Source organism: Amycolatopsis sp. cg13 (assembly GCF_041346965.1).
Classification (GTDB): domain Bacteria; phylum Actinomycetota; class Actinomycetes; order Mycobacteriales; family Pseudonocardiaceae; genus Amycolatopsis.
Window position 1 is genome coordinate 1005155 of the sequence record NZ_CP166848.1, and the last position, 21534, is coordinate 1026688.

Annotated in this window: 21 protein-coding genes and 1 pseudogene; 11 read left to right on the plus strand and 11 right to left on the minus strand. The window is 70.0% G+C overall.

Going from position 1 to position 21534, the window contains the following annotated elements; translation table 11 throughout:
- Positions 1–42 precede the first annotated feature (42 nt).
- Together AB5I40_RS04410 and AB5I40_RS04415 are read left to right on the plus strand one after the other, a co-directional pair.
- Positions 43–1272 (plus strand): cytochrome P450, encoded by a 1230-nt coding sequence (locus AB5I40_RS04410; protein WP_370937128.1) that lies wholly within the window; start codon positions 43–45, stop codon positions 1270–1272.
- A 1-nt stretch (position 1273) separates the two neighbouring features.
- Positions 1274–2281 (plus strand): FAD-binding oxidoreductase, encoded by a 1008-nt coding sequence (locus tag AB5I40_RS04415; RefSeq protein WP_370937129.1) that lies wholly within the window; start codon positions 1274–1276, stop codon positions 2279–2281.
- Between the two features lie 43 nt (positions 2282–2324).
- On the opposite strand, the gene AB5I40_RS04420 is transcribed toward AB5I40_RS04415, so the two are convergent.
- Positions 2325–3005, minus strand: coding sequence for a GntR family transcriptional regulator (locus AB5I40_RS04420; protein ID WP_370937130.1), 681 nt, complete (start codon positions 3003–3005; stop codon positions 2325–2327).
- A gap of 114 nt (positions 3006–3119) precedes the next feature.
- Between AB5I40_RS04420 and AB5I40_RS04425 the strand changes: the two genes are divergently transcribed.
- From AB5I40_RS04425 to AB5I40_RS04435, 3 genes are read left to right on the plus strand one after another with little or no spacing between them, the layout of a single operon-like run.
- On the plus strand, positions 3120–3971 hold the full coding sequence (locus tag AB5I40_RS04425; protein WP_370937131.1) for a fumarylacetoacetate hydrolase family protein: 852 nt from the start codon (positions 3120–3122) through the stop codon (positions 3969–3971).
- A gap of 15 nt (positions 3972–3986) precedes the next feature.
- On the plus strand, positions 3987–4910 hold the full coding sequence (locus tag AB5I40_RS04430; RefSeq protein ID WP_370937132.1) for a VOC family protein: 924 nt from the start codon (positions 3987–3989) through the stop codon (positions 4908–4910).
- Positions 4911–4967: 57 nt separating this feature from the next.
- Complete coding sequence (locus tag AB5I40_RS04435; RefSeq protein WP_370937133.1) at positions 4968–6710, plus strand: FAD-dependent monooxygenase; 1743 nt, start codon at positions 4968–4970, stop codon at positions 6708–6710.
- An 8-nt stretch (positions 6711–6718) separates the two neighbouring features.
- Here the strand turns inward: AB5I40_RS04435 and AB5I40_RS04440 are convergent, their stop codons facing one another.
- Complete coding sequence (locus tag AB5I40_RS04440; protein WP_370937134.1) at positions 6719–7669, minus strand: NADP-dependent oxidoreductase; 951 nt, start codon at positions 7667–7669, stop codon at positions 6719–6721.
- Between the two features lie 83 nt (positions 7670–7752).
- Between AB5I40_RS04440 and AB5I40_RS04445 the strand changes: the two genes are divergently transcribed.
- Positions 7753–8334 (plus strand): TetR/AcrR family transcriptional regulator, encoded by a 582-nt coding sequence (locus tag AB5I40_RS04445; protein WP_370937135.1) that lies wholly within the window; start codon positions 7753–7755, stop codon positions 8332–8334.
- Positions 8335–8393: 59 nt separating this feature from the next.
- Here the strand turns inward: AB5I40_RS04445 and AB5I40_RS04450 are convergent, their stop codons facing one another.
- From AB5I40_RS04450 to AB5I40_RS04470, 5 genes are all read right to left on the minus strand, one after another.
- Positions 8394–10163: a chloride channel protein gene (locus AB5I40_RS04450; protein WP_370937136.1), complete on the minus strand. Its 1770-nt coding sequence runs from the start codon at positions 10161–10163 to the stop codon at positions 8394–8396.
- Positions 10164–10295: 132 nt separating this feature from the next.
- Entirely contained in the window at positions 10296–11585 is a 1290-nt protein-coding gene (locus AB5I40_RS04455) for an ArsB/NhaD family transporter (RefSeq protein WP_370937137.1), read from the minus strand.
- 16 nt (positions 11586–11601) lie between these two features.
- Positions 11602–12048 (minus strand): CBS domain-containing protein, encoded by a 447-nt coding sequence (locus AB5I40_RS04460; protein WP_182889449.1) that lies wholly within the window; start codon positions 12046–12048, stop codon positions 11602–11604.
- A gap of 39 nt (positions 12049–12087) precedes the next feature.
- Entirely contained in the window at positions 12088–13314 is a 1227-nt protein-coding gene (locus tag AB5I40_RS04465; protein ID WP_370937138.1) for a cation:proton antiporter, read from the minus strand.
- Positions 13315–13458: 144 nt separating this feature from the next.
- Positions 13459–13653 (minus strand): hypothetical protein, encoded by a 195-nt coding sequence (locus AB5I40_RS04470; RefSeq protein WP_370937139.1) that lies wholly within the window; start codon positions 13651–13653, stop codon positions 13459–13461.
- Between the two features lie 157 nt (positions 13654–13810).
- On the opposite strand from AB5I40_RS04470, the gene AB5I40_RS04475 reads away from it, so the two are divergent.
- Both AB5I40_RS04475 and AB5I40_RS04480 read left to right on the plus strand, forming a co-directional pair.
- A complete protein-coding gene (locus AB5I40_RS04475) occupies positions 13811–15793 on the plus strand; it encodes an APC family permease (RefSeq protein WP_370940446.1) in 1983 nt (660 codons plus the stop codon).
- Between the two features lie 375 nt (positions 15794–16168).
- Complete coding sequence (locus AB5I40_RS04480; protein ID WP_370937140.1) at positions 16169–17644, plus strand: multicopper oxidase family protein; 1476 nt, start codon at positions 16169–16171, stop codon at positions 17642–17644.
- On the opposite strand, the gene AB5I40_RS04485 is transcribed toward AB5I40_RS04480, so the two are convergent.
- Both AB5I40_RS04485 and AB5I40_RS04490 read right to left on the minus strand, forming a co-directional pair.
- Complete coding sequence (locus tag AB5I40_RS04485) at positions 17631–17903, minus strand: hypothetical protein (protein ID WP_370937141.1); 273 nt, start codon at positions 17901–17903, stop codon at positions 17631–17633. The two genes, AB5I40_RS04480 and AB5I40_RS04485, sit on opposite strands and share 14 nt — an antisense overlap.
- Positions 17879–18235 carry a hypothetical protein gene (locus tag AB5I40_RS04490; protein WP_370937142.1) on the minus strand — a complete coding sequence of 119 codons (357 nt, stop codon included), beginning with the start codon at positions 18233–18235 and terminating at the stop codon, positions 17879–17881. Before AB5I40_RS04490 ends, AB5I40_RS04485 begins: the two co-directional genes overlap by 25 nt.
- Positions 18236–18272: 37 nt before the next feature.
- Between AB5I40_RS04490 and AB5I40_RS04495 the strand changes: the two genes are divergently transcribed.
- From AB5I40_RS04495 to AB5I40_RS04505, 3 genes and pseudogenes are all read left to right on the plus strand, one after another.
- Complete coding sequence (locus AB5I40_RS04495) at positions 18273–19013, plus strand: CPBP family intramembrane glutamic endopeptidase (RefSeq protein ID WP_370937143.1); 741 nt, start codon at positions 18273–18275, stop codon at positions 19011–19013.
- A gap of 114 nt (positions 19014–19127) precedes the next feature.
- Positions 19128–19866 (plus strand): annotated as a pseudogene (locus tag AB5I40_RS04500) (NAD(P)H nitroreductase).
- Complete coding sequence (locus AB5I40_RS04505) at positions 19863–20252, plus strand: HPP family protein (protein WP_370940447.1); 390 nt, start codon at positions 19863–19865, stop codon at positions 20250–20252. Before AB5I40_RS04500 ends, AB5I40_RS04505 begins: the two are co-directional and overlap by 4 nt.
- A gap of 135 nt (positions 20253–20387) precedes the next feature.
- On the opposite strand, the gene AB5I40_RS04510 is transcribed toward AB5I40_RS04505, so the two are convergent.
- Both AB5I40_RS04510 and AB5I40_RS04515 read right to left on the minus strand, forming a co-directional pair.
- Positions 20388–20681, minus strand: coding sequence for a hypothetical protein (locus AB5I40_RS04510; protein WP_370937144.1), 294 nt, complete (start codon positions 20679–20681; stop codon positions 20388–20390).
- A gap of 33 nt (positions 20682–20714) precedes the next feature.
- Positions 20715–21374 carry a hypothetical protein gene (locus tag AB5I40_RS04515; RefSeq protein WP_370937145.1) on the minus strand — a complete coding sequence of 220 codons (660 nt, stop codon included), beginning with the start codon at positions 21372–21374 and terminating at the stop codon, positions 20715–20717.
- Positions 21375–21534 lie beyond the last annotated feature (160 nt).

Sequence of the window (21534 nt, forward strand, 5' to 3'; positions counted from 1 at the left end):
GACCTACCTTCTCGTCCAACCCGCACGAAGGAGGCCGCGTCAATGACGACGAACACCACCGCTGTCCACGATCTTTCCTGGATCGGCGACATCACCATGGCCCAGCTGGAACGCAATCCGTACGAGCCCTACGAACGGCTGCGCCGCGAGGCTCCGCTGGCGTACGTGCCGGTGCTCGGGTCATACGTCGCGACGACCGCGGAGATCTGCCGCGAGGTCGCGACCAGCCCGGACTTCGAGGCCGTCATCACCCCGGCGGGCGGCCGGACCTTCGGGCATCCGGCGATCATCGGGGTCAACGGCGACATCCACGCCGACCTGCGCTCGATGGTCGAACCCGCTCTCCAGCCCGTCGAGGTCGACCGGTGGATCGACGACCTCGTCCGCCCCATCGCGCGGGACTACCTCGAGAAGTTCGAGAACGACGGCCGCGCGGAACTCGTGTCCCAGTACTGCGAACCGGTCAGCGTCCGCTCGCTCGGCGATCTGCTCGGGCTGCACGACGTCAGCTCGGACAAACTGCGCGAGTGGTTCGCGAAACTGAGCCGGTCCTTCACCAACGCGGCGATGACCGAGGACGGCGAATTCGCCAACCCGGAGGGGTTCGTCCAGGGCGACGAGGCGAAGGCCGAGATCCAGGCGACGGTCGACCCGCTGATCGACCGGTGGATCGCCGAACCCGCCGACACCGCGATCTCGCACTGGCTGCACGACGGGATGCCGCCGGGGAAAACCCGCGACCGCGAATACATCTACCCGACGATCTACGTGTACCTGCTCGGCGCGATGCAGGAACCGGGCCACGGCATGGCCTCGACCCTGACCGGGCTGTTCAGCGAACCCGATCAGCTCGAGCAGGTGGTGGACGACCCGGCGCTGATCCCCCGCGCGATCTCCGAGGGGATGCGCTGGACCTCGCCGATCTGGTCGGCCACCGCGCGGATCTCGACCAAGGCGGTCACCGTCGCCGGGGTCGACCTTCCCGCGGGCACGCCGGTGATCCTGTCCTACGGTTCGGCGAACCACGACACCGGCGTCTACGAGGCCCCGACCCGCTACGACCTGCACCGTCCGCCGTTGCCGCACCTGGCGTTCGGTGCCGGGAACCACGCCTGCGCCGGGATCTACTTCGCCAACCACGTCATGCGGATCGCCCTGGAGGAACTGTTCGAATCGATCCCGAACCTCGAACGCGACACCTCCTCCGACGTCGAGTTCTGGGGCTGGGGCTTCCGCGGGCCGACGTCGCTGCACGTCGCCTGGGAGGCCTGACATGTCCTTCACCGCGACCGTCGGCGGCCGGGAAGTGCCATGCGGGCAACACCAGCCGATGCTCGACGCCTTCCTCCGGGCCGGCGTCTGGATGCCGAACTCCTGCAACCAGGGCACCTGCGGCATCTGCAAACTACGGGTGGTCGAGGGCGCCGTGGACCACTGCGACTCCCCCGCCGACACCCTGACCGACGACGAGCGGGCGGCGGGCCTGGCACTGGCGTGTCAGGCCCGGCTCCGCTCGAACGTCGTCATCGAAACCGCGGGCGGCGGCCGGGCCACGCACCCGCTGCGCGACCTCACCGCGACCGTCCGCGAGGTCCAGGACATCGCCCGCGACACCCGGCGGCTGCGGCTCGGCCTGCCCGAACCGCTGGCTTTCCACGCGGGCCAGTACGTCGAGCTCACCGTGCCCGGCACCGGCGTGCGCCGCCAGTACTCGCTGGTCAACACCGCCGACGAGGACAAAGTCCTGGAGCTGCACGTCCGGTTGGTGCCCGGCGGCGCGGCGACCGAACAGTGGATCTTCGCGGACCTCTCCGTCGGAGAACAAGTCCAAGTCACCGGCCCGCTCGGCGACTTCTTCCTGCCTCCGGCCGACGAGGACGACGGCGGCCCCATGGCGCTCATCGGCGGCGGCACCGGTCTCGCTCCGCTGATCGGCCTCGCGCGCACCGCGCTGTCCCGGGATCCGGCCCGGAAAGTGTTGCTGTACCACGGAGTTCGGGGCGCGGCCGACCTCTACGACCTCGACCTGATGGCCGAACTCGCCGACAGCTACCCGGGCTTCGCGTTCCTGCCGGTGCTGTCGCACGAGCCCGAGAACAGCACGCACCGCACCGGTTTCCCGACCGATTGCTTCCTCGAAGACGTCCCCAGCGCACGCGGCTGGTCGGGCTGGCTCTGCGGGCCTCCGCCAATGGTCGAGGCCGGAGTGAAAGCGTTCAAACGTCGCCGGATGGCGCCGCGGATGATCCACCGGGAGAACTTCACCCCGGCCACGACCTGACCCGGCAGGCAGAAATTCCCGCGCAGGCAACGAAATTCCGCTACTACGGCCGGTTCGGCTCGTCCTCGGCGCAGCTGATCAGCAGCTGCGCCGTGTGCGCGATGTGGTCCCGAAGCCGCTCGGCCGCCAGGTCCCCGTCACGAGCCAGCGCCGCTTCGAGGATCGCCTTGTGTTCGGCCGGGAGATCCCGGTCAGTTTCCTGTCCAAAAGAGACTGACCACTGCCGGTACAGCTCGGCTTCCTCACGCAGGCCGCGCGCCGTCGCGACGAGTCTGCGGTTGCGGCAGCCGTCGAACAGGGCCAGGTGGAAGTCGGCGTGCGCGGCCACCCAGGCGTCGGCCGGGCGGTCCGGGTCGGCGGGGTCGGTGAACGGGGTTCGTTCGAGCAGGTGGTGCGCGGCGACCGCGCGGGCCTCCCACTGGACGTCGCCTTCGAGGATCGACAGCCGCAGCACCAGCGATTCGATCTCCAGGCGTGCCTTGGTCAGGTCGGCGAGATCCTCGTGCGACAGCGGCGTGACCGTGTAGCCGAGGTGCGGCCTGGTCTTCACCAACCCCTCGGCGGTCAGCCGCGTAAGCGCCTCGCGGGCCGCGCCGACGCTGGTCGAGTACCGCTCGCACAGTTCGGGGAACTTGAGCCGCTGCCCGGGAACCATCCGGCCGCCCAGGATGTCCGCCCGGAGCTGCTGGTAGACGCCCTCGGCGCGCGTCGTTTCCCCTGCCATGCCGTCCACTCTAGCGGATACGAATCTCGGTGCAACTTTCGAAAGTTTATTGCCTCGTCGAATCTGAGCGCGTACAACTGGAGGGCACTGAAGCCGGATGCGAAGGAGCCCCGCATGAAAGTCGCTGCTGTGGACGGACGACTGGCCCTGGTCACCGCACCAGGCAAAGCCGTGGACGCGGCCGAGGCCAGCGGCGGGCGCTTCGGCCCGGACGTCCAGGACGCCTACGAGCGCTGGGCGGAGCTGTCCGAGTTCGCCGCGACGATCGGCGAGGGGCACGCGCTCGAACGGCCGGTGCGCGACGACCAGCTGGGCAATCCGGTCCCGGCGCCGCGCCAGGTGTTCGCGATCGGCCTGAACTACGCCGACCACGCGGCCGAATCGTCCTTCGCCGTGCCCGAGACGCCGCCGGTGTTCACCAAATTCCCGACCTGCCTCGCCGGCCCGTACGGCGACGTCGTCATCCCGGAAGGCGGGAACGTCGACTGGGAGGTCGAGCTTGTCGCGATCGTCGGCAAGCGCGCCGAACGGGTCGCCGAAGACCAGGCTTGGGACTACGTCGCCGGGCTGACCGTCGGACAGGACATCTCCGAACGGCTGCTGCAGCTGGCCGGTCCCGCCCCGCAGTTCAGCCTCGCCAAGTCCTACCCGGGTTTCGGCCCGCTCGGCCCGGTGGTCGTGTCGCCGGACGAACTGCCCGACCGCGACGATCTCGAACTCGGCGCGCTCGTCAACGGCGAGCAGGTGCAGAAGGGCCGCACCTCGCAGATGGTCTTCTCGGTGCCAGCGCTGATCGCCCGGCTGTCCGCGGTGACCCCGCTGCTGCCCGGCGACGTCATCTTCACCGGCACCCCGTCCGGCGTCGGCATGGGCCGCACGCCGCAGCGCTACCTGCAGGCGGGCGACCAGCTCGTCAGCTACGTCCACGGCATCGGCGAACTGCGGCAGCGGATGGTCACCGCTTAGCGAAAGGGCTGGACAATGGCATTGCACCGGTTGAACTCGCTCGTCGTCGGCGTGCCCGACGTCGCCGCCACCGCCCGCTACTACCGGGACTTCGGGCTCGCCGAGGACACCGACGGCTGGTTCAGCACCCGAGACGGCGGCCGTCAGCTCAAAATCGTCCACTCCCCGCGACGACAGCTGATGGAACTGAGCATCGGCGCCGACCACCCGGACGACCTCGCCCGCATCCGCCGCCAGCTGTCCTCTTTGGACATTCCAGCGGAGATCACCGGCGACAGTCTGTTCACCCGCGAGCCCGTCACCGGGTTCCAGGTCGTCGTCCGAATCGCCGAACGGCTGCACCAGGATCCCGAGCCGCCCACGCCGTACAACGGGCCCGGACGGCTGGAGCGCGCGAACACGCGGGCACCCGGCGTGCTGCGCTCCGGCGCGGTGCGGCCGCGCAAGCTCGGCCACGTCGTCGTCGGCTCCCCCGACCACGAGCGCACCATCCAGTTCTTCACCGCCGGGCTGGGGTTCAAGACCAGCGACGCGATCAAGGGGCACGGCGCGTTCATGCGCTGTTCGACCGACCACCACAACGTGCTCGCGCTCGCCGCGCCGGTCGCGTTCCTGCACCACACGTCGTGGCAGGTCGAGGACGTCGACGAGGTCGGCCGCGGCGCGACCGCGATGCTCGAAGACCATCCGGAACGCCACGTCTGGGGCCTCGGCCGGCACCACGCCGGATCCAATTTCTTCTGGTACCTCAAGGATCCCGCGGGCAACTTCTCCGAGTACTACTCCGACATGGACAGCATCGTCGACGACCAGCTCTGGACACCGGAGACCCTCGAGGGCGCCAAGGGGCTGTTCAACTGGGGCCCGCCTCCCCCGCCGTCGTTCCTGCACCCCGACGATCTGGCCGCGCTCATGACCGGCGCGCACCAGGCCGGCTGACCCGGCCGTCTCCCTTCATTCCTGCTGACTGGGCGCGGCCCAGGAGGTCGATCCGTCATGCCCGCTTTCGCAACCGATGTACTGGTCGTCGGAGCCGGTCCCGCCGGCCTGACCGCGTCCGCGCTGCTCGCCGCGCAGGGCGTGCGTGCCGTCACGATCACCAAATACCCGGGCGCCGCGCACTCGCCGCGGGCCCACATCACCAATCAGCGCACCATGGAAGTCTTCCGCGATCTCGGCATCGAGGACGCCGTGCGGGAAGTCGCGGTGCCGAACGAGCTGATGGGCGACAACGTCTGGGCGACCAGTTTCGCCGGACAGGAACTGGCCCGGCTCAAAACCTGGGGCAGCGGCACCGCGCGGCACGCCGATTACGCCGCCGCCAGCCCCAGCGCGATGTGCAATATCCCGCAGCACATTCTGGAGCCAGTACTGCGCGCCGGGGCCGAGCAGCACGGCGCCGACCTCCGGTTCTCGACCGAACTGGTGCGGATCTCGCAGACGCCGGACGCCGTCCACGCGGTGGTGCTCGACCGGGAAACCGGTGCTGAGCAAGAAATCGTCGCGCGGTACGTGATCGGCGCGGACGGCGGCCGCAGCACGGTGGCCGACCAGCTCGGCTTCGAGTTCGACGGCGAGTCCGGGCTCGGCCGCGCCGCGAATGTGTGGCTGGAGGCCGATCTCGCCCGCTACACCGCGCACCGGCCCGGGACGCTCTACTGGATGTGCCAGCCGGGCAACGACTACTGGGTCGGCTCGGGCACGTTCATCTGCGTCAAGCCGTGGACCGAATGGGTCATGCTCTTCATGTACGACCCCGCCGAAGGCGCGCCCGACCTGTCCCCCGGCGCCGTTCGCGAGCGAGCGTCGACCATCATCGGCGACCCGGACGTCGAGGTCCGGGTCAAGGCTGTCAGCGAATGGCAGATCAACCATCTGGTCGCCCGCTCGTACCGGCGCGGCCGGGTGTTCCTGGCCGGGGACGCCGCGCACCGGCATCCGCCCGCCAACGGGCTCGGCACCAACACCTCGGTGCAGGACGCGTTCAACCTGGCGTGGAAGCTCGCGTCCGTGGTGCGCGGCGAGGCCGGAGAAGCGTTGCTGGACACCTACGACGCGGAACGGCAGCCGGTCGGCAAGCAGGTGGTCGACCGCGCGATGCGCAGCGTCGAGGACATGCTGCCGATTTCGCAGGCGTTCGGCTTCCGGCCCGGCCAGAGCACCGAAGAGGGCTGGCGCAGTCTCGCCGGCCTCGCCGCGGACACGCCGGAAGGCCAGGCCCGCCGCGCCGAACTGCGCGCGGCCGTCGAACTGCAGAACTACCAGTTCAACGCGCACGGCGTCGAACTCGGCCAGCGCTACGCCTCGGCCGCGGTGGCGTCCGACGGCGCACCCTGGCCGATCCCCGCCCGCGACGCGGAGCTGTACTACCAGGCGACCACCCATCCCGGAGCCCGGCTGCCGCACGCGTGGCTCGAACACGCCGGAACCCCGGTGTCCACTGTGGACATCACCGGCCACGGCCGGTTCACCGTGCTCACCGGCATCGGCGGCCAGGACTGGCTGGACGCCGCGGGCAAGCTGGCCACCGAATTCGGGCTGGACCTCGCCGCCCGGCAGATCGGCCTCGGCTGCGACTACACCGACCCGCTCGGCGATTGGGAACGCGTCCGCGAGATCAGCGAACGCGGCTGCCTGCTCGTCCGTCCGGACCATCACGTCGCCTGGCGCAGCGCGGGCCTCGCCGACGATCCCGCCGGAGTGCTGCGCGAGGTCCTCCGCCAGGTGCTGGCTCGCTGACGCGAAAGTCACTGTAGATCGATGACGACCTTCCCGTGCACGTGGCGCTCCGCCTGCAACTCGACCGCGGCGCGGATCTGCTCGACCGGGAAGGTCGCCGCGATCGGCACCCGGAGCTTTCCCGCCGCCACCAGGCCAGCGATCTCCTCGATCGCACCGGGCGCTGCGTTGGCTCCGTTCGCCGGAGTGATCCCGTCGATCTGGCCCGCGATGGTGGTGATGCGCTCGTCCGGTACGCCGAGTTCGCGGGCGGCCTGCGCGGTTTCCATTCCATGCAAGTCCATCGCGGCGGTGACACCAGCGGGAGCCAACGCACGGACCCGATCGACCAGACCGTCGCCATAGACGACCGGCTCAGCCCCCAGCGCGCGCAGGGCATCAGCGGAGGACGCCGACCCCGTCCCGATCACGCGCGCACCGGCAAGGCGCGCGAGTTGGACAGCGAACACGCCGACCCCGCCTCCCGCGCCGCCGACGAGCACCGTGTCGCCCGGGCCGGGTTTGACCACCGCCAGCGCCGCAGCCGCCGTGCAACCCGCGATAGCCAGGGCGCTGGCGGTGCGGTCGTCGACACCGTCCGGAGTGCGGTGCGCCTCGCCGCCCACCGCGATGGTCCCCGCGACGTCCACGACGACGTAATCAGCGACCGCGCGGGACAGGACACCGCCGAACACCCGGTCCCCGACCGCGAACTCGCGCACGCCGTCGCCGACCTGGTCCACCGCACCGGCATAGTCAGTGCCGAACCCGCACGGCAGGCTCAACCCGAACCGTGCGGCGGTCTCGGCGTCCGAGGTCATGAACCAGTCCATCGGGTTCAGCCCGGCCGCGGCGACCCGCACGCGAATCTGCCCCGGACCGGCCTGCGGCACCGGCACTTCATTGAGGTTCAAGGCTTCCGGCCCGCCGAACGCCGCGAACTGGACTGCCCGGCTCGTGGTGGCGCTGGTTTCTTTCATGCTCACCTGTCTCCTGACCCAACAAAAACGGACTATGCTCCGTTTCCATCGTCCAAACTAGCACAAGTGGAGCGTGATCCGTTTTGCCCGCCGCACCGACCCCCAAACCGAGAGCGGACGCGACCCGCAACCGCCAGCAGCTGCTGGACGTCGCGACGCGTCTGTTCGCCTCGGCCGAGACTGAGCCGTCGATGCGCGCGATCGCCAGCGAAGCCGGGGTCGGCATCGCGACCCTCTACCGGCACTTCCCCACCCGCGAGTCACTGGTCGACGCGGTCTACCAAGACCAGGTCTCACGCCTCACCGCCGGTGCTCGCGAACTGCTAGCCGAACTCGGCCCGGCCGCGGCGCTGCGCCGCTGGATGGACCTGTTCGGGGACTGGATCGCGACCAAGAACGGAATGCTCGACACGCTCCTCGCGATGGTCGAATCCGGCGAGATCGCCCACGCCCACACCAGAACCGAACTGCTCGCGGCCGTCGACGGCCTTCTCGAAGCCGGCCGCACGAGCGGAGAACTCCGCCCCGACGTCCCCGCCGAAGACATCGCCGCCGCACTCATCGGCATCTTCACCGTGGCTGGCTCACCTGAGCACAAGGCGATGGCCGGCCGCCTGCTCGACCTGCTGATGGACGGGCTCCGGCCAACGGCAGCGGCGGAGTGAGAAGGAAACCGCGACCGGTGTCGAGGTGCGAACCACCCGCATGGCCGCACCCCGCACACTCACCTGCTGACCGCGGCGGGTTCCAGCGCCCGCAACACCGACTGGTGCGTGATCCACCCCGTCAGCTCATCAGTCCCGGTCAGCACCGGAAGGCCGGTGCCCGGAGCCTGGCTCAGCGCGTCAAGCGCGTCGGCGAGCGTGGAATCACTCGTCACCAGCGGAGGAAGCTCCGCGAGATCACCGACCCGACCCTCGTGGTCCTCGGCTACCGCCTCGGCTATCGCGCGGGCGGTGGCGCAGCCCTGGTACCGGCCGTCCTCGTCGATCACCGGCAGGATTCCGTGGCCGGACAGCGCGAGGGCGTGCGCGGCGAGTTCCAGCGGCAGGTCCTCGCGCAGCGGCTCCGGCAGCGGTTCGGTGACCGCGGAGACCTTCGTGCCCGCCAATCGCTGCGCGGAGGGGTGTTTGTCCAGATCGATGCCGCGGCGGCGAAGCTTCAGCGTGTAGATCGTGTCCCGGCTCAGCGCGCGGCTCACGGCGGTCGCGATCACGATGGCGGTCAGCATCGGCAGGATCACCGAGTACTGCCCGGTCAGCTCGAACAGCACGATCACCGCCGTGATCGGGGCCCGCGCCGAACCGGCGAACGCCGCTCCCATGCCGATCAGCCCGTACACACCCGGCGACGCCGTCACCGACGGGAACCACGCGTGCACCGCGATCCCGAACGCGGTCCCGGCCATCGCGCCGATGAACAGCGACGGCGCGAACACTCCGCCCGAGCCGCCGATGCCGATCGTCAGGCTGGTCGCCACGATCTTCCCGAGCATCAGAACCAGCAGGAACCCGAGAACGTACTTGCCTTCGACCGCGTTCTGCAGCACCGGGTAGCCCACCCCGTACATCTGCGGCAGCGCGAGCAGCAATCCGCCGAGGAAGATCCCGCCGACGGCCGGGCGCAGCCACTCCGGACCCCGCCACAGCCGGTCGCACAGGTCCTCGATCCAGTACAGCACCCGGGTGAACAGGACCCCGCACGCGCCGACCACCAGGCCCAGCGCCACGAACAGCAGATACTCCACCGGACTGCGCAGCGTGAACGGCGGCAGGTCCAGGAACGGCGCGTTCCCCAGCACCGCCCGCCCGACGACGCTCGCCGTCACGCTCGCGAGCACCACCGCGCCGAACGATTCCGCCGCGAAGTCCCGCAGGATCAGTTCCATCGCGAAGAACGGACCGGCCAGCGGCGCGTTGAAGGTCGCCGCGATCCCGCCCGCCGCACCGCACGCCACCAACACCCGCAGCCGCGATTCCGGCAGCCGCGCCGCCCGTCCCAGCGCCGAGCCCAGCGCGGATCCGATCTGCACGATCGGGCCTTCCCGGCCCACCGAACCGCCGGACCCGATCGTCAACGCCGACGCCAGCGCCTTCACCACGCTCACCTGCACCGGAATCCGCCCGCCCCGCTCGGCGACGGCGTACATCACCTCCGGCACCCCGTGCCCGCGCGCCTCCGGGGCGAACCGATGCACGAGCGGCCCGTAAATCAGGCCCGCCACCACCGGGGCCAGCAGCAGGAACCACGGACCCAGCGCCGGAAACCACGAATGCGCCGCCCGCCCAGCATCCGAATAGTCCGCATGCCCGGAAAACACGTGCGTGAACGTGGTGATCAGCCACCGGAACACCACCGCGCCCAACCCCGCGCCCGCCCCGATCAGCACCGCCAGCCCGACCAGCCCGGCCCGGCTCTCCCGCACCCACCGGCCCACCGGCTGGCGCACCGGCACGATCAGCCCGCGTTTCCCCGCACTCTCACCCGACGACATTGATGCAGTATGCAACAATTGTGCACGGACACGGTTGCGGGATCGCTCACACCCGTACGTGAGGGGAACCCTCACGTACTCAGATTCCCCCAGCGTTCCCCTCACGTACTTCCCCGCCGTCCGGACAGCGGATCAGAACACGAAGTAGCGCAGCCACAGGTACGGCGCGGCGACGAGCACGGTGATCAGCGTGACGACCGCGCCCTTCTTGGTGAATTCCCAGAACGAAATCGGCGCGCCCGCCCGGGCGGCGAGACCCAGCACCACGACGTTCGCACTGGCCCCGACGGCGGTCATATTTCCGCCGAAGTCCGCGCCGAGCGCCAGCGACCACCACAGCGCTTCGGAATGCGCGGGGTCCGGGATGTCGTGGGTGAGCGCGAGCACGAGCGGGCTCATCGTTGCCACGTAAGGGATGTTGTCGATGACGCCGGACAGCAGCGCGGACACCCCGAGGATCAGGAACACCGCCAGCAGCGCGTTCCCGCCGGTGGCGCCGGCGGCGAGCTTCGCGAGCCAGTCGATCACGCCGGTCTTGACCAGCGCTCCGATCATGATGAACAGGCCGGCGAAGAACAACAGCGTTTCCCATTCGACGCCGTCCAGGTACTGCTTCGGCGGTGTGCCCGAGAGCAGCACGAGCAAACCCGCGCCGAGCAGCGCGACCACCGACGGGTCCAGGTGCACCACCGAATGCAGCACGAACCCCGCGAACACCAGCAGCAGCACGGCACCGGATTTGATCAGCAGCTTCGGCTGCCGGATCGCTTCGCGTTCGTTGAGCGCCATGACGTCAGCGACCCGCTGCGGGTCGACAGTGAACGAACCGCGGAACAGCCACGGCAGCACCAGTCCCAGCACCACGAGTTCGATCGCGACGATCGGCGCGAGGTTGAGCAGGAAGTCGTTGAACGCCAAGCCCGAGCGGCTGCCGATGATGATGTTCGGCGGATCGCCGATCAGGGTCGCGGTGCCGCCGATGTTGGACGCGAGGACCTCGGCGATCAGGAACGGGACCGGGCTGATGTCGAGCCGGTCGCACACCAGCAGCGTCACCGGGGCGATGAGCAGGACCGTGGTCACGTTGTCCAGGAACGCCGAGGCGACCGCGGTGATCAGCACCAGCAGCAGCATGATCCGCAGCGGCGACCCCTTGGCGCGCTTGGCCGCCCAGATCGCGACGAACTCGAACACCCCGGTCCGGCGCAGGATCCCGACGATGATCATCATGCCGAGCAGCAGGAACAGCACGTTCCAGTCGACGCCGGTGTCCTCGGAGAAGAACGCGTCGGCCGACCCGCTCACCCCGGTCGCGAGCACCACGCCCGCCCCGGCCAGCGCGGCCGTCATCTTCGGGATTTTCTCGGTCGCGATGAAGACGTAAGCCACCACGAACACGACGACCGCGATCACCGTGCTCACCGGCGGACCGCCTGAATCAGCGAGGCGTCAGCGCGTGCTCCAGCAGCCGCGACGCGGACACCACGCCCAGCAGCGTCCGGTCCCGCATCACCGCCACGAGCGGGCACCGCAGCCGGGCCATCGTCGCGGCGACCTCCACGATCGTGTCGTCGGCGTCCACCCTCGGCAGCTCGCGCGGTTCGCCGGGCAGCAGCTCTCGCACGGTCCGCCCGCCAAGTTTGTCCGCGACCCGGTCCGCCATCGACTCGCTCAGCACCCCGGCCAGCGACGGATCGTCGCGCACATAAGGCGGAACCAGGAACTGCACGACGTCGGAGGCGGGCAGCACCGTGTGCGGGCACCCGGACGCCTCCGTCACCACCAGCCCGGGCAACCGGTGCTCGGCCAGCAGGCGCGCGGCCGCCAGCGCGTCCGAATCGAGGTCGACGACCGGGAACTCCTCGGCCAGCTCCGCTGCGCGCATGCCCCCAGGCTACGACCAGCCGGGCGGCTCCGCCGGAACTCATGATTTCTTTCCTTTCTCTTTGCGGTCGCCGTCCGCGCTCGCCGGACGGCCGGTGGGCAGGTTGTCCGGCGGCTCGACCCGCAGCAGTCTCGCGATCGGCACGTCGGTGGAGGAATGCAGCACGATCGAGAGCGCGATCGTCACCGCGACCAGGTCGAACACCAGCTCGCTGCCGGCGATCCCGGACTGCAGCGCCAGCAGCCCGTACACCACCGACGCGAACCCTTTCGGCCCGAACCACGCGGCGGTCGCGCGTTCGCGTCCCGACATCGGAGTCCGCAGCAGCGACAGCGCCAGCGCCGCGGGCCGCACCAGAACGATGGCCAGCACCGCGAGCACCCACGCGCCGACGCTCAAATGCGAGAGCCGGTCCGGCGTGATCAGCGCGCCGAACACCAGCAGCGCGGCGAACTTCGTGATCTCCGAAAGCAAGTCCCCCAGCGGCTCGAAGTGCTCCGCCGCCGTTTTGTCCACAGTGGCCAGCGTGGAGCCGGCCGCGAACGCCGCCAGATACGGATTCGCGTCCGTCAGGTGGCACGCCGCGTAAAGCAGCACCGCGACCGCCAGCGGACCGAGCGCCTGCAGCCGCGGCTCGGCGGTCAGCACCCGCAGCCGCCACGCGAACGCGACCAGCGCGGGAATCGCGATGCCCAGCACCACTCCCAGCACCAGCTCGAACGCGACTGTGCCCAGATCCGACGACGTGTGCGTCGCGGTCGCCAGGAAGATCAGCACGAACGGCAGCGCGAGCCCGTCGTTCAGCCCGGACTCCACGTTCAGCAGCCGCCGCAGCCGCAACGGCACGTCGTCGCGGCCCACGATCGCCGCGGCGAACACCGGGTCGGTCGGCGAGAGGATCGCGCCCAGCAGCAACGACGTCGGCCAGTCCAGCCCGACCAGGAAGTGCGCGGGCACCGCGATGCCCACCATCGTCAACGGCATCCCCAGCCCGAGCGCCCGCCCGGACAGCCGCCAGTTCTCCCGCAGCGCGGGCACGTTCGCCCGCTGGCCGTCGGTGAACAGCACCGTGAACAACGCGATGTCGGCGAGCGACGTGACCAGCGGATCCCGCGGCGCGATGTGGATCAGGCCGAACCCGCCGTCGCCCAGCAGCGCACCGGCGAGCAGGAACAGCAACGCCGTCGACAGCACCGTCCGCGCGGCCACGCCGGACAGCGACACGCTGACCAGCAGCACCACGCCGAACGCCAGCACCAGCGCCATCGGACTCCCCGGGGGTCGGCTCGACCGCCCGTCGCCCGGCTGGGCACGAGCAGGCCGACCAGACTTCCCGGCACACCACGCGTAAAGATGCCGCAAAGACCAGCCCCGGGCAAACCGGGGTCGCTGACGACGGGACACGCGGAGCTACCGATCGCGGAGACAGTCCTCGTACAGCCAGACCCAGACGTCCCAATCGGACAAAGCGGCCGCGACCGCCAGACCGCTCGCGGTGAGCCGCGACTCGGTGTCCGCGCGGAGGCCGGTATCCCAGCTGCCCGCGTCGGCCCGGACGAGCGCGCCAGGGCCGCGAAGGATCCGCCCGACGCGGTCGTCGGCCATGGCGCGGGAGGGTAGGCGCCCGCCGGTCCAGCAGGTCCGACTTTGACGGATTTCTGACGCGCGTTAACGGAATCTCTACGGTCAGGCCGGGATCCTGACGAGATCCATACGCTGCCGCACCGGTCCCCGAGGGACGCTGCGGTACGTGCCAGCACCTATGTCATGGCTCAAACGGCTGGTGCTCGGGCGGCCGTTCCGGAGCGACACCCTCGGCGAAACGCTGTTGCCCAAGTGGCTCGCCCTGCCCATTTTCGCCAGCGACCCGCTGTCGTCGGTCGCCTACGCCACCCAGGAGATCCTGCTGATCCTCTCGATCGGCGGGCTGACGTATCTGGTGCTGGCCCCGTGGGTCGGGCTCGCGGTCGCGGTCCTGCTCAGCGTGGTGGTCGTGTCCTACCGGCAGGTGGTGAAGGCCTATCCCAGCGGAGGCGGCTCGTACGAGGTCGCCTCGCGCAACCTCGGCAGCCACGCCGGGCTCGTCGTCGCCGGCGCGCTGATGGTCGACTACATCATGACCGTGGCGGTGTCGGTCGCCTCCGGCGTCGACAACATCATCTCCGCCGTGCCGGACCTCAACGACCACCGGATCGCACTCGACATCGGCTTCATCGTCATCCTGACCGCGATGAACCTGCGCGGCCTCCGCGAATCCGGGCGCGCGTTCGCCGCGCCGACCTACCTGTTCGTGCTCGCCGTGCTGCTGATGATCGCCGTCGGCTTCTCCCGCATGCTCGCCGGGCACGCACCGGTCGCCGAGAGCGCGGGCTACACGATCCGTCCCGAACAAGTGGGATTGACCGGATTTGCCCTGATTTTCCTGCTGCTGCGGTCGTTTTCGTCCGGCTGCACCGCGCTCACCGGCGTCGAAGCCATCTCCAACGGCGTACCCGCGTTCCGCAAGCCGAAAGCCGTCAACGCGGCCCGCACGATGACCGCGATGGGCGTCATCGCGGTCGTCATGTTCGGCGGCATCACCGCGCTCGCGCTGATCACGAAGGTGCACATCGCCGAGAACGCCTGCGATCTGGCCGGGTTCGCCGGCCAGTGCGCGACCGACCCGCAGCGCACCGTGATCAGCCAGATCGGCGCCGCGGTCTTCGGCGGCGACCACGCCGTCCTGTTCTACTTCCTCCAGGCCACGACGGCGCTGATCCTGATCCTCGCCGCGAACACCGCGTTCAACGGCTTCCCGCTGCTGGCTTCGATCCTCGCCAAGGACCGCTATCTCCCCCGCCAGCTGCACACGCGCGGCGACCGGCTGGCGTTCTCCAACGGCATCATCGCGCTCGCCCTCATCGCCGCCGTCCTGATTTACGCGTTCGACGGCTCGACCACCCGGCTCATCCAGCTCTACATCCTCGGCGTGTTCACCTCGTTCACGTTGTGCCAGGCGGGCATGGTGCGACACTGGAACCGCGAACTGGCCGCGGGCGCCGGAAACCGGCACGCGATCCAGCGCTCCCGCGCCATCAACGCCCTCGGCGCGACCCTCACCGCGATCGTCCTCGCGGTCGTGCTGGTCACCAAGTTCACCCACGGGGCCTACCTCGTCGTGATCGCCATCCCCGCGCTGTACGCGATGATGCGCGCCGTCCACCGGCACTACACCCACGTCCGCGAAGAACTGCTTCCCGACGAGGAAAGCGAACTGCTGCCCAGCCGCGTCCACGCCATCGTGCTCGTGTCCACTTTGCACAAACCGAGCCAGCGCGCGATCGCCTTCGCCCGCGCCACCCGGCCCGACACGCTCACCGCGATCACCGTGAACGTCGACGACGCCGAAACCCGCGAGCTGCAACGGCAATGGGAACGCCGCGGCATCAAAATCCCGTTGAAGGTGGTGGAATCGCCCTACCGCGAAATCACCCGCCCGGTCGTCGCCTACGTGAAGAACTTCGCCCGGTCCAGCCCACGCGACGTGGTGTGCATCTACATCCCGGAATACGTCGTCGGCCGCTGGTGGGAGAACATCCTGCACAACCAAAGCTCCCTGCGGCTCAAGGGACGACTGCTGTTCGAACCAGGCGTCATGGTCACCAGCGTCCCGTGGCAGCTGCGGTCGAGCAGGCGCCGCGATCTCCAGCGCGTCCGTCCGTTGCCGGGCGATCTCCGCAGGGGGGTCACCGCTCGGCGCAGCTGACCTCGCCGTGCGGGGTGGCACCGCACGTACCCGTTCCCATCGACCGCGGAGTTCGCCTGAACCCGCCTGTCCGCTGCAGGAGGCACAGTCCACTTTTCCCTGGCACGTTTGGCAAAACCGGACTCCGGCGAGGTTTGCCTGGTCACGCCCGATCTGGACGTGGCGACCATTCCGCACAGTTCTGCACTGCTTCCGTCATGCGCGTCGTTGGCCCGGTTCGCACCCGGGCTGGGTACCAGGTTTCCCGGGTTCCAGCCCATTTTCGAGTTCCGTCATCGGAGTACGATGCTTGAGGCTCGCGGCCGTGCCGCACAAATCGCGGCCTCGGGTCTCCGCTGACGGCTGGACGTGCTCACCCCAGGGAGCGTGTGCTCGATGCCGATCAATCGCCGTGACCTGTTGAAGATCACCGTGGGGGCCGCGGTCTCCGCCAGCGCGGCAGACACGGTCGCGGGCTGCGACACGTCGCCCTCCGCGCCCCTGCCGGAAGGAAAAGCCGACTATACGCTGCGCATCGGCAACGGGCTGGTCGAACTCGCGCCGGACACCATTTTCTCCACCACGACCTACAACGGACAGTTCCCGGGTCCGTTGCTGCGGTTCGCCGAGGGCCGCCCGGCGGTGGTGGACGTTCACAACGACACTGACGTCCCGGAGCAGGTGCACTGGCACGGCCAGCATGTGCCCGCGGATGTCGACGGATCCGCGGAGGAGGGCACTCCGTTCGTTCCCGCGCACGGCACGCGACGTGTCTCGTTCACGCCCGGGCCGGCGGGATTCCGCTTCTACCACAGCCATCTGGTCGCCGGGAGCGATCTGGCGAAGGGCCAGTACGGCGGGCTCGTCGGGCCGGTCTACATCGAGCCGAAGCTCAATCCCGGCGCCTACGACCAGGAAGTTTTCCTGGTATTGAAGGAATTCGGGCCCACGCTCAGCCGCGGCGGGGACATGGCCGCCGGTTTCCTGGCCGGTGCGCCTGATCCGGAGCTCAAGGAGCGGGGCGAGAAAGCGATGGCCGATTCGCTCGGCCGCGGGATGCCGCGCGGCTACGAGGTCGGCTACGGCGCGTTCAGCGTCAACGGCCGCAAGCTCGGCCAGGGCGAACCGATCAAGGTCCGGGCCGGGCAGCGGATGCTGCTGCACGTGCTCAACGGCAGCGCCACCGAGATCCGCAGCCTCGCTCTGCCCGGCCATGTCTTCCGCGTCGTCGCGCTGGACGGCAACCCGGTGCCCAGCCAGGCGCGGGTTCCGGTGCTGTGGATCGGCACTTCGGAACGCGTCTCCGCGGTGGTGGAGATGAACCGTCCCGGAGTGTGGGTCCTCGGCGACCTGGCCGACAGCGACCGCAGCGCCGGGATGGGGATCGCCGTCGAATACGCCGGCAGCGCCGGTCCCCCGCAGTGGACCGCGCCCAGCCCGTTCACCTGGGACTACCGGACTTTCGCCCGCGCCGGAGTCGTCGCCGCGGTGCCGGACCAGACCGTCGACCTGCTGGTGGAGAAACGCAACGCCGCCGTCGGCGGATTCAACACCTGGACCCTCAACGGCAAGTCCTACTCGATGGCCCTCAACCAGCCGGTGATCCCGGTCCAGCGCGGCAAGCGGTACCGGCTGCGCCTGCGCAATGCCACCGACGACGTGCACCCCGTGCACCTGCACCGGCACACCGTCGAGGTCGCCGCCGTCGCCGGCACCCCCACCGCGGGGCTGTTCAAGGACGTCGTCATGCTCGGCGGCTACCAGAAACTCGACCTCGACTTCGTCGCCGACCAACCGGGCCTCTCGCTGCTGCACTGCCACCAGCAACTGCACATGGACTACGGCTTCATGACCCTGTTCAACTGCACCTGATCCCGGCACCGCGTACCTCGTGAAGACCGAAGTCGTGCGCTGCCAGCGTGGTTTCGCCAGTCCTCGCCCGACGGCCGGGCGCAGCATCTCGCACAGTCCGATCTGGAAGGCCAGCAGCGCGACGATGACAAACGTCGGCGGCGACCAGCGCGATGCCGCCGAGCCAGACCAGCACCAGGACGGCGAACCGCTCGTGCAGGACCGCGAGGAACCACAGCGGGCTGAGGATCAGCATCACCGCGCCGCCGATCCACCGCACGCCGAACGCTTCGGCCAGCACGATCCCGAAGGCGTTCCAGAAAGGATCAGCACCCGGGCCGGCGCGACTAGTTCCTTGACGTGGTGCCAGACATAGGACCGCGGCGAGCCTGGGCTCGCTGCCAGGACGCCAGGTGCACCGACCCGCCGACATAGAAGAACCTGCAGGAACCAGGTGAGCACCCACAGGCCCCGGAAGTACGCGAGCGGGTTCGTGGGCTGCGGACCGGTCGGCGTCCAGTGCAGGATCGTGAACGCCCAGTGCCGCAACACGACGACCAGGCTGACCGCGCGAAGGAAATCCAGATACGGTTCGCGCTCCGTGGTCGGCATCGCCATTGTCCCTTTCCGCAGGCACACTGGAAGGACGATGTCTGCCTCCGCCGTTGTCCCGAAACTGCCGGAAGTCACCGCTTTCCGGCGTCGTGCCCTCACTGTGCTCCCCGCCGTGCTGCTGCTCGCGGCGGCGACTGTGCTGGCCAACCGGGTGCTGCCCGGCTGGGCCTACCCGGTCTGCGGCGCGGTCACCGCTGTCGTGCTGCTGGTCCTTGCCCGCTTCGCCGGTGTCGGCTGGGCCGAGGTCGGGTTCAACCGCCAGCACGCGCGCAGGGCGCTGTGGTTCGGGCTCGGCGGTTTCGCGGTCGTGGCGCTCGGTTTCGGTCTCGCGGCCGCGATCCCGCCGCTGCGCGTGCTGTTCCACGACGGGCGGGTCGGCTCCCACGGATTCGGGCAGCTGATGTGGCTCGCGCTGGTACGGATCCCGCTCGGCACCGTCCTGATCGAAGAGGTCGCGTTCCGCGGCGTGCTTCCGGCATTGCTCGGCGCGGGCGAACGCTGGCGGTGGTGGCCAGTGCTCGGCGCGTCCGCGCTGTTCGGGCTGTGGCATCTGCTGCCGTCGCTCGCGCTCACCCAGAACGCGGCCGTGCACCAGACGGTCGGCGGGCTGCCGCTCCCGATGATCTCGGTGCTGGCGATGGCCGCCGCGGCGGGAGTGGGCGTGTTCCTGTGCTGGTGGCGCTACACCGGGCGCGGGCTGCTCGCCCCGATGCTGGTGCATCTGGCCACCAACTCGGGCGGGCTGGTGCTGGCCTGGGCGCTCGTCTCCCGCTGAGCGGCCGCGACCGGCGAAAGTCCCCGCGCCCGGGGGATTCCGGCCCCGCCCCGGGATCCGCGGCGCCTGCCACTGTCGACGCAGCATCGGACGAGACGACAAGGCAGGTCGGCCATGGAACGCGGACTTCCCGACGACTACACCGTCACGACCGCGGTCGGGACGGCCGTCCGGGCGCCGTCGGTGCACAACTCCCAGCCGTGGCGGTTCGCGGTCGGGCACCGATCCCTGCTCCTCTACGCCGATCACTCGCGGCAGCTCACCCAGACCGACCCGGACGGGTGCGATCTGATGATCAGCTGCGGGGCCGCCCTGCACCACGCGCGGGTCGCCTTCGCCGCGCTCGGCTGGCATGCGGAGGTGCACCGGCTGCCCAACCCGGCGGAGCCGGAGCATCTCGCTTCCATCGAACTTCACCGGCACGAGCCCACCCTCGACGAGGTTGCGCTCGCCGCCGCGATCCCCCGCCGTCGCACCGATCGCCGCCGCCACAGTTCGTGGCAGGTTCCGGGCGGGCATCTTGAGGCCATCGCCGAAACCGTGGCGGAGGAAGGCGTCGTGGTGCGCCTCGCCGAAGACGCCGAGCGCCGCACTGCTCGCCGCGACCCGTTTCGGCCTCTCCAGCTGCCCGTTGACCGAACCGCTCGAACTGCCCGACGTCCGCCGCACCCTCGAGGAGAAGGTCACCTCGGGCGCGTTCCCGCAGATGGTCCTGCGCGTGGGCTGGGCACCGGCCAACGCGGACCCGTTGCCGGCGACTCCGCGACGCGGGATCGACGAAGTGCTGCAGCCGCTCGAAGCCGAATCGGGACGCGACGAACGGAGACTCCCATGCACGCGCGCGACATCATGACCACGCCGGTGATCGCGGTGACCTCCTCGGCGCCCCTGCCCGAGGCGGGCAGGCTGATGGCCCGGCACGGATTCACCGCCCTGCCGGTCGTCGACGCCCGAGGGCGGCTGCTGGGGCTGCTGACCGAGGAGGACGTGATCCGTGCGGGAATTCCCGGCGACGTGGACCCGGACGCCGGCGCGACGATCGTCGGACACCGCACTGCCGGGTCGGTCATGCGCACGCCGGGTCTCGGCGCGGCGGCCGATCTGGAGTGCGGCGAACTGGCCCGCCGCATGACCGAAGCCGGGATCCGCTCGCTCCCGGTGCTGGACGACGGCGTCCTCGTCGGCATGGTCACGTTCCAGGACGTGCTCCGGGTGCTTCCCGCCGCCGGGGCGTCCTGAGCGGAGCAGCCACGCGGGGCTTCCGCCGCGTCCGGCACCGCGAACGTACGTGAGGGGAACCCTCAGGGAATCTGATTCCCTCAGGGTTCCCCTCACGTACGACAAACCGGCGTCCGCCGCCTCTGGGCAGGTAGGTCACAGTGCCGGGACCTCCGGCGCGCTCCGCACCGTCGTCACCTCCGCAGCGGGCCGCCGCGCGGTCATCCGGGTCGGCAGCCCGTACCCGACGCGCAGCAGCGTGTGCACCTGTCCGAGCCCGCGGAACGCCTCCAGCAGCCGCGCCCGCGTCGACCGGGCTTCGAACGGCTGGGACAGGAACGACGTCGCCAGCCCCTCGGCGGTAGCGGTCAGCAGGACGCGCTCCATGATCATCCCGCCGCGGACCTCGGCCGCGGTCCCCTGGTCTCGCGTCAGCACCGCGGCCAGCACCGGGTCCTGCTCGAACTGCCGCGGCGGAATCGACTAGTTCTCGTGCGACGCGCGGAGCGACACCACGCCCGGCACGTCGGCGGGCGGCCCGAACGCGGCGGTGGGCACTCCGTCCGGGGACTCCGGTTCGCGGCCCGTCCACTTCGCGGCCTCGGCCCGGAATGCCACGTCCGTGGCCTGTTCGGTTTCCGCCCGCCGGATAAGCGCGGACACCTGCGCGTAGCGGCCCGAAGCGTCCAGGAACTCGAGCCGGCCGCCCTCGCCCAGCGCGGCCGAGCGCAGCAGCGACCGCGCGGACACCGGCACTCCCCGGTCGGACAGGGGACGCCGGTTGGTGTGCCGCCGGAAGATCGCTTCGGCAAGCCGACGGTCCACAGTGGACGGACGGGTGTTGCCCTCGATCGAAACCGCCGCCAGCAGATCGCGGTCGGCCTCGTCCGGAACGATCCGCACCCGGCTGCGCACGCCGTTCACCCGCAAGGAGAGCAGCAGATTGCACACCGCCGCCCCGCAGGACAGCCGCGCCTCGCGCCCGGCCGGGTCGGCGACCGGCAGGACGCGTTCGCGGTCCAGCCGCACCTCGATCCGAGGCCCGTCGACGACGAACCGCCACGGCTGGGTGTTCTGCGGGGACGGAGCGCGCACCGCGGCGGCGAGCGCTTGGTCGACGGCGAGGGGCAGGAAAACGTTCATGGCAGTCTCCGGGTGAGTGGGCACTGAACCGAGCGTCGCTTCCGGAGGCCCCGCGAAGTAGCGGAGCCTGTCCCGAATTCGAGGGACCAACGGCCCTGACCACGGTGCTCGGCTGGGCCGGCCGGGGGGTTATTCGGGGCGGCTGGGACCGTCGAGGCGG

Coding starts and splice junctions, on each gene's coding strand:
- AB5I40_RS04410 (WP_370937128.1), top strand. CDS start 43: ATGACGACGAACACCACCGCTGTCCACGATCTTTCCTGGATCGGCGAC.
- AB5I40_RS04415 (WP_370937129.1), top strand. CDS start 1,274: ATGTCCTTCACCGCGACCGTCGGCGGCCGGGAAGTGCCATGCGGGCAA.
- AB5I40_RS04420 (WP_370937130.1), bottom strand. CDS start 3,005: ATGGCAGGGGAAACGACGCGCGCCGAGGGCGTCTACCAGCAGCTCCGG.
- AB5I40_RS04425 (WP_370937131.1), top strand. CDS start 3,120: ATGAAAGTCGCTGCTGTGGACGGACGACTGGCCCTGGTCACCGCACCA.
- AB5I40_RS04430 (WP_370937132.1), top strand. CDS start 3,987: ATGGCATTGCACCGGTTGAACTCGCTCGTCGTCGGCGTGCCCGACGTC.
- AB5I40_RS04435 (WP_370937133.1), top strand. CDS start 4,968: ATGCCCGCTTTCGCAACCGATGTACTGGTCGTCGGAGCCGGTCCCGCC.
- AB5I40_RS04440 (WP_370937134.1), bottom strand. CDS start 7,669: ATGAAAGAAACCAGCGCCACCACGAGCCGGGCAGTCCAGTTCGCGGCG.
- AB5I40_RS04450 (WP_370937136.1), bottom strand. CDS start 10,163: ATGTCGTCGGGTGAGAGTGCGGGGAAACGCGGGCTGATCGTGCCGGTG.
- AB5I40_RS04460 (WP_182889449.1), bottom strand. CDS start 12,048: ATGCGCGCAGCGGAGCTGGCCGAGGAGTTCCCGGTCGTCGACCTCGAT.
- AB5I40_RS04465 (WP_370937138.1), bottom strand. CDS start 13,314: ATGGCGCTGGTGCTGGCGTTCGGCGTGGTGCTGCTGGTCAGCGTGTCG.
- AB5I40_RS04470 (WP_370937139.1), bottom strand. CDS start 13,653: ATGGCCGACGACCGCGTCGGGCGGATCCTTCGCGGCCCTGGCGCGCTC.
- AB5I40_RS04475 (WP_370940446.1), top strand. CDS start 13,811: ATGTCATGGCTCAAACGGCTGGTGCTCGGGCGGCCGTTCCGGAGCGAC.
- AB5I40_RS04480 (WP_370937140.1), top strand. CDS start 16,169: ATGCCGATCAATCGCCGTGACCTGTTGAAGATCACCGTGGGGGCCGCG.
- AB5I40_RS04490 (WP_370937142.1), bottom strand. CDS start 18,235: ATGCCGACCACGGAGCGCGAACCGTATCTGGATTTCCTTCGCGCGGTC.
- AB5I40_RS04495 (WP_370937143.1), top strand. CDS start 18,273: ATGTCTGCCTCCGCCGTTGTCCCGAAACTGCCGGAAGTCACCGCTTTC.
- AB5I40_RS04505 (WP_370940447.1), top strand. CDS start 19,863: ATGACCACGCCGGTGATCGCGGTGACCTCCTCGGCGCCCCTGCCCGAG.
- AB5I40_RS04515 (WP_370937145.1), bottom strand. CDS start 21,374: ATGAACGTTTTCCTGCCCCTCGCCGTCGACCAAGCGCTCGCCGCCGCG.